We start from the raw sequence: 12,549 nt of genomic DNA, 5'->3' as shown, positions 1-12,549 counted from the left end.
ATCGGGAGGAGGCCGCGGCATGCCTAGCTCATTCGTGTGGATCGGGCTGGTGGCCGTGTGGCTGTTCGTCCTGGTGCCGATGCTTGTCAACAAGCGCCCCAGGATCCGGCAGACGAGTGACGCGGCACTCGCGACTCGAGTACTCCACCGCGGCGACAGCAACCCTGTTCAGCGCGGGCCGGCAGCAGGACATCGAAGCGATCCGAACTGGCAACCAGAACCAGTGCGCAGCAGCTACGACGCGGAGGACCAGATGGACACTCACGCAGAAGACGACTACGCCGGCGGTCGTGCACCGGTCGGAGAATTTGTTCCGGTTCGGCGCGGCCGAGGCGGATTCGACCCCGAAGCGGATGCCATCGCCCGGGAGGCGCGGTATGCATTCCGTCAGCGGACGTTGCTGGGACTTGCGTTCGTCGCGATTCTCTCGGGCGCTCTCGCATTGATCATCTCGCCGATGGTGTGGTGGTTGTTTGCGCTGACCGTGTGCGGCCTCGGCGGGTACATGGCGTACTTGCGTCGCCAGGTTCGGATCGAGCAAGAGATTCGCCGCCGTCGTACCGAACGCCTCAACCGATCGCGACTCGGAGTCGAATCGCACACCGACGAAGAGCTTCGCCTGATTCCGGCGCGACTGCGTCGGCCAGGAGCGGTTGTCCTCGAGGTCGACGACGAAGATCCGGTGTTCGATCACCTGGATCACTACGAAGAAGAGATCAGGCACACCGAGATGCGTCGCGCGTCCGGTCAGTGATCTTCTGGGCCGATCTTGTCGGGCCGAAAGTTCGTGTCGGGTGATTCCAACGGGAGTATTCGTTCCTGTTAGAGTTGCCGAGCACCGCTGAGGCGGTGGCACGGGGCTGTGGCGCAGTTGGTAGCGCGCTTCGTTCGCATCGAAGAGGTCAGGGGTTCGATTCCCCTCAGCTCCACCAAGAAGTACCAGCGAAAAGGGTCTTTCAACGAAAGTTGAACGACCCTTTCCTGCATTTTCAGGGCCTGCCCGAATTGCGAAGATTCGATCTGAGTGTGCGCCGTTTCATACGATTGCGACCGCTGATCCGGACCGTTGAGCTTCCAAGTGAGGGATGATCCTTGGGCGGATACATGTTTGCCGGAAATGTAACGAGGGTGTGTCCGGTGCGATAGGCACGGTGAGTCTGCCGCAGTTTTCCGCAGGTCGGACGTATGTGTCGGGGAGGAATGTCGATGAGCCAGCCACGACGGCTAGCGATGATGCTTGTTGCTGTGATGTGCCTGATGGGTATCGGCGTCCTTGCCGTATCGGTCTTCCCCGCCATCGTCGCCGCCCAACCTGGCGGCAACAGCGGTGGTGGCAACAACGGCAATGGAAACGGCAATTACGGCAACAACGGCGGCAATAACAACGGCAACGGTGGCGGTCACAACGGCAACGGTGGCGGCAATAACAACGGCAACGGTGGCGGTCACAACGGCAACGGTGGCGGCAACAACGGCAACGGCAACTATGGCTGGCATTGTCACCGTCACAACTGCGGCACGACCGTAATTCCGACACCGACCACGACGACTGAGCCGACCACGACGACTGAGCCGACCACGACGACTGAGCCGACCACGACGACTGAGCCGACCACGACGACTGAGCCGACGACCACGACTGAGCCGACCACGACGACTGAGCCCACGACGACTGAGCCCACGACGACTGAGCCCACGACGACTGAGCCCACGACCACGACTGAGCCCACGACCAACCCTTCGGCGTCGCAACGTCCGAGCAGCAGCGCTTCTCCCGCGACCAACGCAACTTCTGCGACCAACGCAACTTCTGCGACCAACGCAACTTCGCAGACCGAGAGTCCTTCGAGCCAAGCACCCTCCGAGACACAGTCTCCTTCCGAATCGCAGCCGAGTTCCGAGCAGTCGTCCGCGGTAGCGGCTCCGCCGGCTGGACCGTCTGATCCGCAGGGACCGTCAGCGGGCGGCGGAGCGCCTGCACCCTCTGCCGGTGGACCGGCAAACGCTGCGCCGGGCGCAGTCGCAGCCCCTTCCGCACCCGAGGTTCTGGCCGCACCCGCACCCGTAGCTCCGCAGGTACCGTCGAACGTTCCGAACGTCGCGGCTCCGACTGACAACCCGCAGGCATTTCCGACGGCGTTCACTCAAGGGCTTCCGCCGATTCTCAACGCCGCCGCCGTCGCCGGCGGTGTAGGCGGAATGGCAGTGGTAGCGGCCGGTGCGGGAGCACTGACTTTCCGCGGAGCATCGCTGCAGAAGGCACGATTGGCTGCCGCGCGTGCCGAATTCCTGGCACCCGGATCACAGGGAGGTGCGTGAGTCGTGCCGGACAGACGTTCACATCGCCGCGTTCTGGCCGCGGTGGATGCCGTATGCGACGCAGCAGCGTCGTCGGAGGCAGTGTCACTGCTGACGGTGGTGCAGACAGTCGCCCGCGAGCGTGGGCGCCCGATCGAGATCGATCTGGAAACCCCTCTCGCCACCGGAGTGTGCGGTCAGCGCCGGGCCTACGACGACCACGACGTCATCGTTTTGGCTCCCGGACTACCCAATGTCGAGCGGACTCTGGCACATGAGTTGGGGCACATAGTGTTTCGCCACGAGGGTGCCGAGATCGCCGAGGCGACGCTCGAGGTCAGTGACGATTTGATCGCCTACATGTTGAGTCAACGTTCTCTGCGGCGCAACGAACCCGTGCCGATGGATGACATCGCGGAGTGGGAAGCCGAGACGTTCGCGTCGATGTTGATCATGCGTCTGCGAACGATGAGTGGCCGTGGGACACCGCTGTCGGTGTTGCGGTACGACGAGGCGATCGGATGATCTTTTGGGCTGTGGCCCTTCTCGTCTGGGTTGCAGCCGGCGCGAGACTGGGTCGAGTTGTCGCGCGCACCGCGACGCCGTTGCGAATGTCGATGGTCTTTGCAGGCTTCTCGGTCGCATTGTCGTCGACGGTCATGGTGCCGGCGGTATGGGACATCGTCGATCGCATTGCGCCGGAGCAGCATGCCGCCGCGATGATCGTCATCGTCTTGTGGACAGCGTTGTCTGCGGCCAGTGCAGTCGGCGCCGTGTCTGCCTGGCCTGTGATGTCACGTCCGGCTATGCGCGGCCTCGCCACCGTGCTGTACTCAGTGGGGCTCCTGGTGGCGATCGCGGTTCTCTTCGGCTACCCGGCGCCGGCCCTGATCTTTATCATCGTCGCTCTGTCCCTTGTCATTTCGACGGGGCTACGGCACGTTGCGTGGGCGCCGTTGGGGCGCGGAATCGCGTTGATCGTGACCGGTTCGTCGATCCTGCTCGTCGTGGTCGTCGTGATGCTTGTCGAATCGATCGGTGGCACCGGCGCACTCGAATCGGATATCTGGACGGGCGCAGGGGTATGGTTCATCGCTGCCTCGAGTGTTCTGATTGCGCTGGGCATCACGTGGGTGCTTCTCGAGACCTGGTTACGTGCGCGACGAGATCTGTACCGGCTGCGGCGGATGCACGCGCTTCTCGTCAAGCGATTCCCCGAGGTAGTCGACGCGGACAGCGCCGGGAGTACGTCTGTGCTGCGGGCATCGGACATGATCGCGCAGATCATGGATGCGATGTACATCCAGTCCGGCGCCGGGATGTTCGACGTCGGTGGTCAGGAACCGCCGCGGGCCGTCACTGCACACGCGGGGATTTTGGCGGGGTGGATCGCCGATCCCTTGGCCTCGGATGTGTTGGACACCAGGTGGATTGCGCCTCCTGAGAAGATGTCGGCGCGCCGATGGGTGTTGTTGTTGGCGAAAGAACTCGATGAAACGACAAAAGTAGGTCGACGTTCGTAGTCGACCTACTCCATGTCATTGCAGTGCTCGAGATCGAGTCAGTGCTTCAGCACGGTCACATCAGCGTGACGCGTCAGGCGGAACCTCTGGCAAACCTTCACTCGCGCGGAGCTTTTCAGCCATCGTGGTGAGTAGATTCTGCGATTCTTCCGAGAGGTCGAATGCACGGCTCGAGAGGCGGCGAAGCCCGTAGCCTTGGAGCTGTGAGAGCAGTTCGAGATCGTGATCGATCTTGGCTGCGTAGATGTCGTTGAAGAAGTAGTCGGGCTTCACCTTGAAGAACCGGGCGAAGGCTGCGACTGTCTCGTCTGAGGGGTTGGTGCGCTGTCCCGAGCGGAGCTGCGAGATGTACGGCTTGGAGATCTGATGGCCGTCTTCGATGAGCGCTGCCGCAACCTCGGCGTTGGTATGGGGTTTGCGCCCCGGAGGATGAACACTGTCGAACAGTTTGTTCAATCGTTCTGCAAAGTCAGCCATTGTGAACCGCCCCGTAATCCTCTCTAGCTAGCAATTGTCCGTTCAGTGAATCCTACGGTATCACGCGGATAACCGATCGGTAGCTCACCGTAGTCTGTTTAGTGGACTAGTTGTCAAATGTGTCCGAGATTCGATTCGTCCGCCCAATGAGTGCTCAGCTATGTCTCAGCGCACATTGAGTTTCCGCCACACGGAAATGTGCAGCTACGACTGCGCTATTCGAACCTTCCAGTACTTGGCCAATCCGCCCAATATCAAACCTTTTACCCGTTTTGGCGATATTAGCTATGCGTTAGCCTGGTTTTTCACAACTATTTCGATTGAAAAACTGCAGTTCAAGCGATGTTTGAAGGTTTAGGGTCGCGATCAGGGTGGCTGGTTGCGATGTCATGCGGATCACCTCCGGGTTGAACCTTGAACGGTTTGCCGGATTGCGATCTGTGCTAGCTAAACCCTCCGGGTGGGTGCAGAATTGTGACATGAAACACACGATGAGCGATGATGAATTGCGCCGCGCAATCCGTGAAATTCAGGATCGAGCCCACGACGCACGCAAGCGTGGGGACGATGTAGCGGCGGAAGAACTCGACCGTACGGTCAAGGGCTATCAAGAGCAGATGATGCAGCGTCTCTAGTGCTCGCTGCGGTCGTCTCTGTGCGGTGTTTGCGCGGAGTACGGCCGTGCCCCGCAGGTCGTCTTGCGTGTTTCAGGGCGGCCGCACCGTGCGTGCGTAGACTTTCCCGCATGTCCACAGTACGAGTGCGGGGGAGTGTTCATCCATGTCTGTAAGGTCGCTCGACGGCAAGAAATGCCTGATCACCGGCGCCGGTAGTGGAATTGGACGTGCAACTGCGCTGCGTGCATCAGAAGTCGGCGCCGAATTGTTTCTCACCGATATCAACAACGTCGGATTGGAAGAGACGGTCGCGATGGTCGGCGCCGGCGGCGGCACGGTCAGCATGGCGAAGGCACTCGATATCTCAGACTACGACGAGGTCGTGAAATTCGGTACCGAGATTCACACTCAATTTTCTTCGATGGATGTCGTCATGAATATCGCCGGCATTTCAGCGTGGGGAACTATCGAGAACCTCGAACATCGGCATTGGAAGTCCATGGTGGACGTCAACCTGATGGGGCCGATCCATGTCATGGAGACGTTTGTTCCACCCATGATTCGTGCCGGCAAGGGTGGACACCTGGTCAACGTGTCTTCGGCTGCCGGACTTTTGGCCCTGCCGTGGCACGCCGCCTACAGTGCGAGCAAGTTCGGCCTTCGCGGGGTGTCCGAGGTGCTGCGATTCGATCTGAAGCGGCACGGAATCGGGGTCAGTCTGGTTGTGCCGGGTGGGGTGAAGACGCCATTGGTGGGGACCGTGGAAATAGCGGGTATCGACAGGAACGACCCGCGGGTCGAAAAACTCACGCACCGGTTCGAGGCGCGTGCTGTCTCCCCGGAGAAGGTGGCGTCGTGCATTCTGCGGGGAATCGAGAAGAATACGTACCTCGTATATACGTCCAATGACATCCGATTCGGATACTGGTGGGCGCGCAAATTCGCCCTGCCTTACGAGTTCGTGATGCAAAAAGCGAACGACCAGTTCAGTAAATTGCTCAAGCGATGAGCGTTAACTCCGCCGGGACTTTTATCTAGTCGAATAGGGACCAAAGTCATGCCGAAGAGTTTTCACTTCGATATCGAATTCAAATATCCGATCGACGACGTGCATCGAACTTTGACCGACCCGAATTATTGGAAAGGCAGACTCGGAGACCTCTATGCCACCTCGGACATCGAAGTTCGAGACGGATCGATCGAAGTATCCGTGTCCGAGGAAATCGACTCCGCCTCCCTCCCGAGCCTGGTCGCCAAGGTTGCGCCGAGTCGGCTCGGTCTGAAACGGGTCGATCGGTGGGGACCTCTGTCGGACGGGCGTGCAGCAGGGTCGGTCACCGGAATCGCGCGGGGACTGCCGATCCGAATCGAGACGACGCTCGATCTCACCGCCGCCGAGTCCTGCACGCGGTTGGTCGTCGGCGGAACGGCTGAGGTGAAGATGCCGATCATCGGCGGCCAGATCGAGAAGTTGCTGAAGAAGACCGTCGAGGACTTGTTGGGGCGCGATCGGGACGCCGTCGAGTCATTTCTCGCCTGAGCCTGCACCGAAATCTACTTCCAGAACGCGCGCACCCGGGCCGGCGGATGCGAGTTGATCGTGTGGGTTGGCGAGGGCGCACCCCTCCAACGAGAGGCACCCGCAACCGATGCAACCGGTGAGGTTGTCCCGTAGACGTTCCAGTTGCTCGATGCGTAGATCGAGGTGGCGCCGCCACCCGGTCGACAATCTTTCCCAATCTGCGCGGTTCGGGGTACGGCCTTCAGGAAGTGTGCCGAGGGCCTCTCTGATTTCCGACAGCGGAATGCCGACGCGTTGCGAGATTCTGATGAAGGCGACGCGTCGAAGCGTGTCTCGTTGGTATCGGCGCTGGTTTCCGCTGGTCCGGCGGCTGACGATGAGGCCTTCTCGTTCGTAGAAATGCAGGGCCGAGACGGCGACACCGCTGCGCTCGGAGAGCTGGCCGGGCGTGAGTTCCTTTGCCTTCCACGACGGCATCTCCATGGCGGCTACCGGTCCGTCGCGCGGTGGAGGGTGGCGTGGAGATGATGCGTCAGCGGGGTGTCACCGTGCGCCATCCACAAGTCGTATGTCAGCGTGTCGCCCTGAACGCGCATGACTCGCCGGACGTCGTGAACCGGTTTTGCGTCGGGCGATGCTGCGAGCGTGAGACGGGTCAAGGCGAGAGTGCCTTCGGAGTCGAGGGTGCCGCGATGGATCTCGACGAATCCGGTGGGCTGGCTGACCAGCAATTCGAGCTCACCACCCGGTGTTGGGCGCAGGTATCCCGATTCCATGTGAAGCGGTCGTCCGCCGGGGAGCCCACGAGTGCGCGACGAGTAGGTGAGAAACGGTTTCGGGGTGGGCGCGAACTCGATCTCCTCGGAGTACTCGAAGTCGTCGATGGTGGGGAAATGTCCGGCTCCAGCGCCGACCCAGCGCCCGGTGAACCTCTCGATTCCGGCGCCGTTCAGCGCCGCCTGATCCGTACTACTCATTGCCTGGTCCTCTCGCCTGCGTCGGATCAGACGTTACGCGGGCCGGTACGACAGCTGCTTATCCCTGCTGGGTGGGGCCTACGGGATTAGTGTTCACTCATGAACGCTTCTGGCTCCGTCCCCCTCGGTGTCGATTCCGAGGTGGGCCGATTGCGATCGGTCATTCTTCATCGTCCTGGCGACGAGTTGAAACGATTGACTCCGCGCAACAACGACGAGCTGCTGTTCGACGCGTTGCCGTGGGTGGACCGCGCGCAGGAGGAACATGATCAGTTTGCGACCGTCCTTCGTGAGCGCGGCGTCGAGGTACTGCTTTTGTCCGATCTCCTCACCGAGGCGCTCGAGGTCAGTGGCGCAGCGAGGATCCAGGGAATCGCGGCCGCCGTGGACGCACGCAAGATCGGCCACGCGCTCGGGCAACACCTGGCCGCCTACCTGCGAAAGGTGGAGCCGAAGGAGCTTTCGTCGATCCTTACTGCAGGAATGACGTTCGACGAATTGCCGATCGATGCCGACTCGACCTCGTTGGTGCGCAGGATGCATCACGGCGGTGACTTCGTGATCGACCCGTTGCCCAACTTGCTCTTCACCCGTGATTCGTCTTTCTGGGTCGGGCCACGGGTCATCATCACGTCCTTGGCGTTGTCAGCGCGAGCTCGCGAATCCTCGATAACGGATCTCGTCTACGCGCATCACCCTCGATTCAAAGGCGTGCGCCGCGCGTACGAGTCGCACACGGCTCCTGTCGAGGGAGGTGACGTGCTGCTTCTCGCGCCGGGGGTGATCGCAATCGGTGTCGGTGAACGTACGTCACCCGCCGGAGCAGAAGCATTGGCGCGTAGCGTGTTCGACGACGGCCTCGCCCACACGGTGTTGGTTGTTCCGATCGAGCAACGCCGAGCGTCGATGCATCTCGACACGGTCTGCACCATGGTCGAGGCCGACGCGGTCGTCATGTATCCGGCCATTCAGGACACCCTGGCGGCGTTCACTCTGCGCAAGGAAGACGACGGGGTGAGTATTCGCGGTGCGACGCCGTTCCTCGAAGCGGCGGCCGACGCCATGGGAATCGGAAAACTGCGTGTGATCGACACCGGACTCGACACGGTGACTGCCGAGCGTGAGCAGTGGGACGACGGAAACAACACCCTCGCCGTCGAGCCTGGCGTCGTCGTCGCTTACGAGCGCAACGTCGAAACGAACGCCAGGCTGGAGGCCTCGGGTATCGAGGTTTTGCGAATCGCGGGTTCGGAACTGGGGTCCGGCCGAGGTGGTCCTCGGTGCATGTCCTGCCCGATCGCCCGCGATCCGCTGTAAGCCGTCGACGCTGTCAGAGAATTTCTTCCACCTTGGCTGCAGGCCGCGCGAGGACGGTGCCTTTGTCGGTGACCACGAACGGGCGTTCGATCAGAATCGGGTGCTCGATCATCGCGTCGAGGATCTCGGACTCGGATGCATCGGCGAGCCCGAGTTCCTTGTACTGCGTTTCGCGCTCGCGAACGGCTTGGCTGGGCTCGAGGCCGGCGTCGGCGAGGAGTTTTTCCAGCTCGGATCGGGTAGGCGGAGTATCGAGGTACTTCACAATGGTCGGTTCGATGCCGGCGTCGCGGATAAGTCCGAGAACAGTCCGCGACGTGTTGCACCGTTGATTGTGGAAGATGGTTGCAGATGCCATGTCCGTCATTCTGCCTCTGTGTCCGAACTCGTGGGACAAACAGGGGAACAACGGACACCTCCGGCGCGCTGCACTTGAAGTACCGACTTGTGAGGAGAAAACGATGACGGAACATCGAAGTGTGGACGAACGGCGCGTGGTCATTGCCGGTGGGCACGGCAAGATCGCGCAGCACCTGACGTACCTGCTGGCAGGACATGGTGATCGGCCGGTAGCGCTGATCCGCAACTCCGCGCACGAGGGTGCGGTCCGCACACTCGGCGCGTTCCCCGTGGTGATCGATCTGGAATCCTCCACGGTCGAGGAAGTTGCGAAAGTACTCGACGGTGCCGACGTCGCGGTCTTCGCCGCGGGCGCCGGACCTGGTAGCTCGATCGAGCGGAAGGACTCCGTAGACCGAGCTGCGGCGGTGCTGTTGGCCGATGCCGCCGAGAAAGCGGGAGTGCGTCGGTTCATACAGATCAGCGCCATGGGTGCTGGTGACGAAATACCGGAGAACACCGACGAGGTTTTTGCCGCCTACCTGCGGGCGAAGACTGCGGCAGAGGAAGACCTGAAGACAAGGACTTCGCTGGATTGGACGATTCTTCGGCCAGGCCTTCTGACAGACGACGACCCCACCGGTGAAGTCCTTCTTGCAGAGCCACCCGTCGATCGAGGCTCTGTGCCTCGTGCAGATGTCGCCGCAGTGATCGAAGCGCTCATCGACGCGCCGTCCAGTGTCGGCAAGATATTGGTTCTGACCTCCGGCCCGCATACGATCCGCGAAGCGATCGAGGGTTTGTGAGAGAGAAGATGCTGTGACCGAGAAGATACGACGAGGGTGACGATGAAGATCGCGATCGAACACGATTCCTCCACAGCTCCGTACGACCAACTGCGGCAACAGATTATCGAGCAGGTTCACGGCGGCGGATTGATTGCGGGAACCAAGATCCCGACGGTGCGTGCATTGGCTTCGGAGCTGGGATTGGCGGCCAACACCGTCGCGAAGGCTTATCGCGCGCTCAGCGATCAGGGCGTGATCGAGACGAGGGGAAAGCAAGGGACGTTCATCGCTTCGGGGACCGATCCGGTGCAGGCGCAGGCGGAGCAGGCGGCGACCGCGTTTGCGCATAAGGTCCGCTCGCTCGGGTACTCCGACACTGAGATCGTCGCCATGGTGGAGTCGGCATTGAGAGGTGCGTGACACATTGATTAAGTTGACGCTTCAACTTAAAGCTGTCAGTCTTGGCTCATGAATTCGTCGATTGCTCGTGACCTCGGACTCCTCATCGCCCGTGTCGGCCTCGGGATCATCTTCATCGCCCACGGTTGGCAGAAGTTCTTCACCTACAAGATCGCCGGAACGCAGGCCGCATTCGAAGGGATGGGCGCCCCGCTCCCCAAGATTTCTGCAGTTCTGGCAGCATCCATCGAACTCGGTGGCGGCATCCTGCTCATCGCGGGTCTGCTGACCCCGCTCGTCGGCGCACTGCTGTTCCTCGACATGGTCGGCGCGTTCTTCATCGTGCACGCCGACAAGGGCGTCTTCATAGACAACGGCGGCTATGAACTCGTCGTCGCACTCGGTGTCGGTTCGCTCTTGATCGCTGTTATCGGCGCAGGACGCATCAGCATCGACGGATTGATCGGCAAGGGCAACGGTTGGGTTAAAACCCCAGCTTGATCGGGGTGAGAAGGCGGGTTCAACGGCTGTTGAGCCCGCCTTCCAGCTTGCTTTTGGCCCACAAAGTGACGAACGTAGTCATCTATGGTGACGAAATCTGATCGATCCGAACAAGATTCCGGGGCCAACGAAGAGCGCCCGGAGACGGGCTTTACTCGGGTAGGCGTTCGGACCGACTACGTGGTGTTTTCCGTGGCGGCCGCAGCGGTGCTGGCTATTGTCGTGTGGGGTCTCGTAGCTCCCGACAACCTGAACTCGGTAACCGGAAGTGTTCTCGGCTGGTTGGTGACGAACATCGGCTGGCTCTTCGTACTCGCAGCTTCGGCTTTCGTGCTGTTTTCCATCTACCTCGCTGTCAGTCGATTCGGCGACATTCCGCTGGGCAAAGACGGTGAGAAGCCCGAGTTCCGAACCGTCAGCTGGATCGCCATGATGTTCAGCGCCGGCATGGGCATCGGCCTGATGTTCTTCGGTGTCGCGGAACCGCTTGCGCACTACGTGACTCCGCCTCCCGGTACCGACGGTGGCGTCGGAACTGCCATGGCTACCACCATGTTTCACTGGGGTCTTCATCCTTGGGCGATGTATGCCGTTGTGGGCCTTGCCATTGCGTACGGGTCGTATCGCCGAGGACGCAAGCAACTGTTCAGTTCGGCCTTCATCCCGTTGCTCGGTCGCAAAGCCGAAGGGCCGATCGGCAAGGTCATCGACATCCTGGCAATCTTTGCGACACTTTTCGGCACCGCAGCATCTTTGGGGCTCGGCGCACTTCAGATCGGCTCCGGTTTCGAGGTAGTCGGCTGGATGGAAGAAGCCGGCGTATTCCTGCTCGTGGCCATCGTTGCGGTGCTGACCCTGGCGTTCGTCGCTTCGGCAGTTTCCGGTGTGGCCAAGGGAATTCAGTGGCTCTCCAACATCAACATGGTGCTAGCGCTGATCTTGGCCCTGTTCGTGTTCGTTCTCGGGCCGACCGTGCTGATTCTCAATCTGCTCCCGACGACCATTGGTGCATACGTTTCCGACCTCGCCCAGATGTCGGCCCGCACGGGTGCATCGTCGAATCCTGAAACCGGCGCGTGGCTTTCGTCGTGGACGATCTTCTACTGGGCATGGTGGGTGTCCTGGACGCCGTTCGTCGGCATGTTCCTGGCCCGCATCAGCCGCGGCCGCACGATCCGCCAGTTCATCGTCGGCGTCATCGCCGTTCCCACGACTGTCAGCTTGCTCTGGTTCGCGATCTTCGGCGGCGCAGGCATCGGCGAGGAACGCGACGGAATCGGCTTGTCCGGCCGAGGCTCGGAAGAGGCTCAACTGTTCGGCATGCTCGACAATCTGCCGTTGGCCGGAGTGACGACTGTCCTGGTCATGCTGCTCGTCGCAGTGTTCTTCGTCTCCGGCGCCGACGCTGCGTCGATGGTGATGGGGACGCTCTCGCAGCGCGGAACGCTCGAACCGAGTCGCTGGGTCGTGGTGTTCTGGGGCATGTTGACCGGTGGCGTCGCGGCGCTTCTGCTGTGGACCGGTGGTTCCGAAGCGCTCGACGGCTTGCAGACCATGACGATCATCGCTGCGGCGCCGTTCGTGCTGGTCATGATCGGACTGTGCTTCTCGCTGTACAAGGATCTTTCGCACGACCCGATCATCATTGCGGCGAAGGAGCAGAAACGTGCTCTCCTACGCCCGCGCCGAGGACGCCGTGTGGGTAAGTCAGTGGAGTAGGACTTGAGCGGAGTAGGACTTGAACCGTGAAGGGGCACCGAACTGCGGTTCGGTGCCCCTTTTGTCGTCCGG

General features: G+C 61.2%; 17 protein-coding genes and 1 tRNA gene. 12 read left to right on the top strand and 6 right to left on the bottom strand.

Translation table 11 applies throughout. From position 1 onward, the window contains the following. Positions 1-19: 19 nt before the first annotated feature. Positions 20-754, top strand: a complete 735-nt coding sequence (gene glpR / locus GN300_RS02355) for a gephyrin-like molybdotransferase receptor GlpR (RefSeq protein WP_007727521.1) — start codon at positions 20-22, stop codon at positions 752-754. Positions 755-856: 102 nt separating this feature from the next. Further along, positions 857-932, top strand: a tRNA-Ala gene (locus GN300_RS02350). Between the two features lie 292 nt (positions 933-1,224). Here the strand turns inward: GN300_RS02350 and GN300_RS02345 are convergent. Further along, complete coding sequence (locus tag GN300_RS02345; protein ID WP_156511733.1) at positions 1,225-1,503, bottom strand: hypothetical protein; 279 nt, start codon at positions 1,501-1,503, stop codon at positions 1,225-1,227. A 2-nt stretch (positions 1,504-1,505) separates the two neighbouring features. Continuing rightward, positions 1,506-2,144 (bottom strand): hypothetical protein, encoded by a 639-nt coding sequence (locus GN300_RS02340; protein WP_233405562.1) that lies wholly within the window; start codon positions 2,142-2,144, stop codon positions 1,506-1,508. Positions 2,145-2,322: 178 nt separating this feature from the next. Between GN300_RS02340 and GN300_RS02335 the strand changes: the two genes are divergently transcribed. Together GN300_RS02335 and GN300_RS02330 are read left to right on the top strand one after the other, a co-directional pair. After that, positions 2,323-2,823 carry an ImmA/IrrE family metallo-endopeptidase gene (locus GN300_RS02335; RefSeq protein ID WP_003946241.1) on the top strand — a complete coding sequence of 167 codons (501 nt, stop codon included), beginning with the start codon at positions 2,323-2,325 and terminating at the stop codon, positions 2,821-2,823. Then, positions 2,820-3,821, top strand: coding sequence for a hypothetical protein (locus GN300_RS02330; RefSeq protein ID WP_003946245.1), 1,002 nt, complete (start codon positions 2,820-2,822; stop codon positions 3,819-3,821). Before GN300_RS02335 ends, GN300_RS02330 begins: the two co-directional genes overlap by 4 nt. Positions 3,822-3,881: 60 nt before the next feature. On the opposite strand, the gene GN300_RS02325 is transcribed toward GN300_RS02330, so the two are convergent. Next, positions 3,882-4,298, bottom strand: coding sequence for a helix-turn-helix domain-containing protein (locus GN300_RS02325; protein ID WP_003946231.1), 417 nt, complete (start codon positions 4,296-4,298; stop codon positions 3,882-3,884). Positions 4,299-4,777: 479 nt separating this feature from the next. Here GN300_RS02325 and GN300_RS02320 point away from each other — a divergent pair, with 479 nt between their 5' ends. The 3 genes from GN300_RS02320 to GN300_RS02310 all read left to right on the top strand — a co-directional run bounded on the left by GN300_RS02320 (position 4,778) and on the right by GN300_RS02310 (position 6,455). Then, on the top strand, positions 4,778-4,933 hold the full coding sequence (locus tag GN300_RS02320; RefSeq protein ID WP_003946253.1) for a hypothetical protein: 156 nt from the start codon (positions 4,778-4,780) through the stop codon (positions 4,931-4,933). 145 nt (positions 4,934-5,078) lie between these two features. Further along, a complete protein-coding gene (locus GN300_RS02315; protein WP_063316770.1) occupies positions 5,079-5,924 on the top strand; it encodes an SDR family oxidoreductase in 846 nt (281 codons plus the stop codon). 48 nt (positions 5,925-5,972) lie between these two features. Then, entirely contained in the window at positions 5,973-6,455 is a 483-nt protein-coding gene (locus GN300_RS02310) for a DUF2505 domain-containing protein (RefSeq protein ID WP_063316771.1), read from the top strand. Here GN300_RS02310 and soxR read toward each other — a convergent pair. Continuing rightward, positions 6,441-6,920, bottom strand: coding sequence for a redox-sensitive transcriptional activator SoxR (gene soxR / locus GN300_RS02305; RefSeq protein ID WP_003946250.1), 480 nt, complete (start codon positions 6,918-6,920; stop codon positions 6,441-6,443). The two genes, GN300_RS02310 and soxR, sit on opposite strands and share 15 nt — an antisense overlap. A 5-nt stretch (positions 6,921-6,925) precedes the next feature. Then, positions 6,926-7,414 (bottom strand): FABP family protein, encoded by a 489-nt coding sequence (locus GN300_RS02300; RefSeq protein WP_063316772.1) that lies wholly within the window; start codon positions 7,412-7,414, stop codon positions 6,926-6,928. Between the two features lie 99 nt (positions 7,415-7,513). Here GN300_RS02300 and arcA point away from each other — a divergent pair, with 99 nt between their 5' ends. Next, positions 7,514-8,731 carry an arginine deiminase gene (gene arcA, locus GN300_RS02295; RefSeq protein WP_003946210.1) on the top strand — a complete coding sequence of 406 codons (1,218 nt, stop codon included), beginning with the start codon at positions 7,514-7,516 and terminating at the stop codon, positions 8,729-8,731. 13 nt (positions 8,732-8,744) lie between these two features. Here arcA and arsC read toward each other — a convergent pair whose 3' ends face one another. Next, positions 8,745-9,098, bottom strand: coding sequence for an arsenate reductase (glutaredoxin) (gene arsC / locus GN300_RS02290; RefSeq protein ID WP_063316773.1), 354 nt, complete (start codon positions 9,096-9,098; stop codon positions 8,745-8,747). Positions 9,099-9,192: 94 nt separating this feature from the next. Between arsC and GN300_RS02285 the strand changes: the two genes are divergently transcribed. From GN300_RS02285 to GN300_RS02270, 4 genes are all read left to right on the top strand, one after another. After that, positions 9,193-9,876 (top strand): SDR family oxidoreductase, encoded by a 684-nt coding sequence (locus GN300_RS02285; RefSeq protein WP_003946268.1) that lies wholly within the window; start codon positions 9,193-9,195, stop codon positions 9,874-9,876. A gap of 42 nt (positions 9,877-9,918) precedes the next feature. Then, positions 9,919-10,278, top strand: coding sequence for a GntR family transcriptional regulator (locus tag GN300_RS02280; protein ID WP_003946225.1), 360 nt, complete (start codon positions 9,919-9,921; stop codon positions 10,276-10,278). A 48-nt stretch (positions 10,279-10,326) separates the two neighbouring features. Next, on the top strand, positions 10,327-10,758 hold the full coding sequence (locus tag GN300_RS02275; RefSeq protein WP_003946228.1) for a DoxX family protein: 432 nt from the start codon (positions 10,327-10,329) through the stop codon (positions 10,756-10,758). 84 nt (positions 10,759-10,842) lie between these two features. Continuing rightward, complete coding sequence (locus tag GN300_RS02270; RefSeq protein WP_003946258.1) at positions 10,843-12,477, top strand: BCCT family transporter; 1,635 nt, start codon at positions 10,843-10,845, stop codon at positions 12,475-12,477. Positions 12,478-12,549: the final 72 nt, after the last annotated feature.

The sequence above is a fragment of the Rhodococcus sp. Ni2 genome (genome assembly GCF_021352185.1).
Lineage (GTDB): Bacteria > Actinomycetota > Actinomycetes > Mycobacteriales > Mycobacteriaceae > Rhodococcus_F > Rhodococcus_F qingshengii.
Note: the sequence above shows the minus strand (reverse complement) of the source record. Positions and strands in the feature narration are given on the sequence as shown.

What these genes read in the sequence shown, in the direction of transcription:
- glpR (WP_007727521.1), top strand. Translation starts at nt 20, where the DNA reads ATGCCTAGCTCATTCGTGTGGATCGGGCTGGTGGCCGTGTGGCTGTTC.
- GN300_RS02330 (WP_003946245.1), top strand. Translation starts at nt 2,820, where the DNA reads ATGATCTTTTGGGCTGTGGCCCTTCTCGTCTGGGTTGCAGCCGGCGCG.
- GN300_RS02325 (WP_003946231.1), bottom strand. Translation starts at nt 4,298, where the DNA reads ATGGCTGACTTTGCAGAACGATTGAACAAACTGTTCGACAGTGTTCAT.
- GN300_RS02320 (WP_003946253.1), top strand. Translation starts at nt 4,778, where the DNA reads ATGAAACACACGATGAGCGATGATGAATTGCGCCGCGCAATCCGTGAA.
- GN300_RS02315 (WP_063316770.1), top strand. Translation starts at nt 5,079, where the DNA reads ATGTCTGTAAGGTCGCTCGACGGCAAGAAATGCCTGATCACCGGCGCC.
- GN300_RS02310 (WP_063316771.1), top strand. Translation starts at nt 5,973, where the DNA reads ATGCCGAAGAGTTTTCACTTCGATATCGAATTCAAATATCCGATCGAC.
- soxR (WP_003946250.1), bottom strand. Translation starts at nt 6,920, where the DNA reads ATGGAGATGCCGTCGTGGAAGGCAAAGGAACTCACGCCCGGCCAGCTC.
- GN300_RS02300 (WP_063316772.1), bottom strand. Translation starts at nt 7,414, where the DNA reads ATGAGTAGTACGGATCAGGCGGCGCTGAACGGCGCCGGAATCGAGAGG.
- arcA (WP_003946210.1), top strand. Translation starts at nt 7,514, where the DNA reads ATGAACGCTTCTGGCTCCGTCCCCCTCGGTGTCGATTCCGAGGTGGGC.
- arsC (WP_063316773.1), bottom strand. Translation starts at nt 9,098, where the DNA reads ATGACGGACATGGCATCTGCAACCATCTTCCACAATCAACGGTGCAAC.
- GN300_RS02285 (WP_003946268.1), top strand. Translation starts at nt 9,193, where the DNA reads ATGACGGAACATCGAAGTGTGGACGAACGGCGCGTGGTCATTGCCGGT.
- GN300_RS02280 (WP_003946225.1), top strand. Translation starts at nt 9,919, where the DNA reads ATGAAGATCGCGATCGAACACGATTCCTCCACAGCTCCGTACGACCAA.
- GN300_RS02275 (WP_003946228.1), top strand. Translation starts at nt 10,327, where the DNA reads ATGAATTCGTCGATTGCTCGTGACCTCGGACTCCTCATCGCCCGTGTC.
- GN300_RS02270 (WP_003946258.1), top strand. Translation starts at nt 10,843, where the DNA reads ATGGTGACGAAATCTGATCGATCCGAACAAGATTCCGGGGCCAACGAA.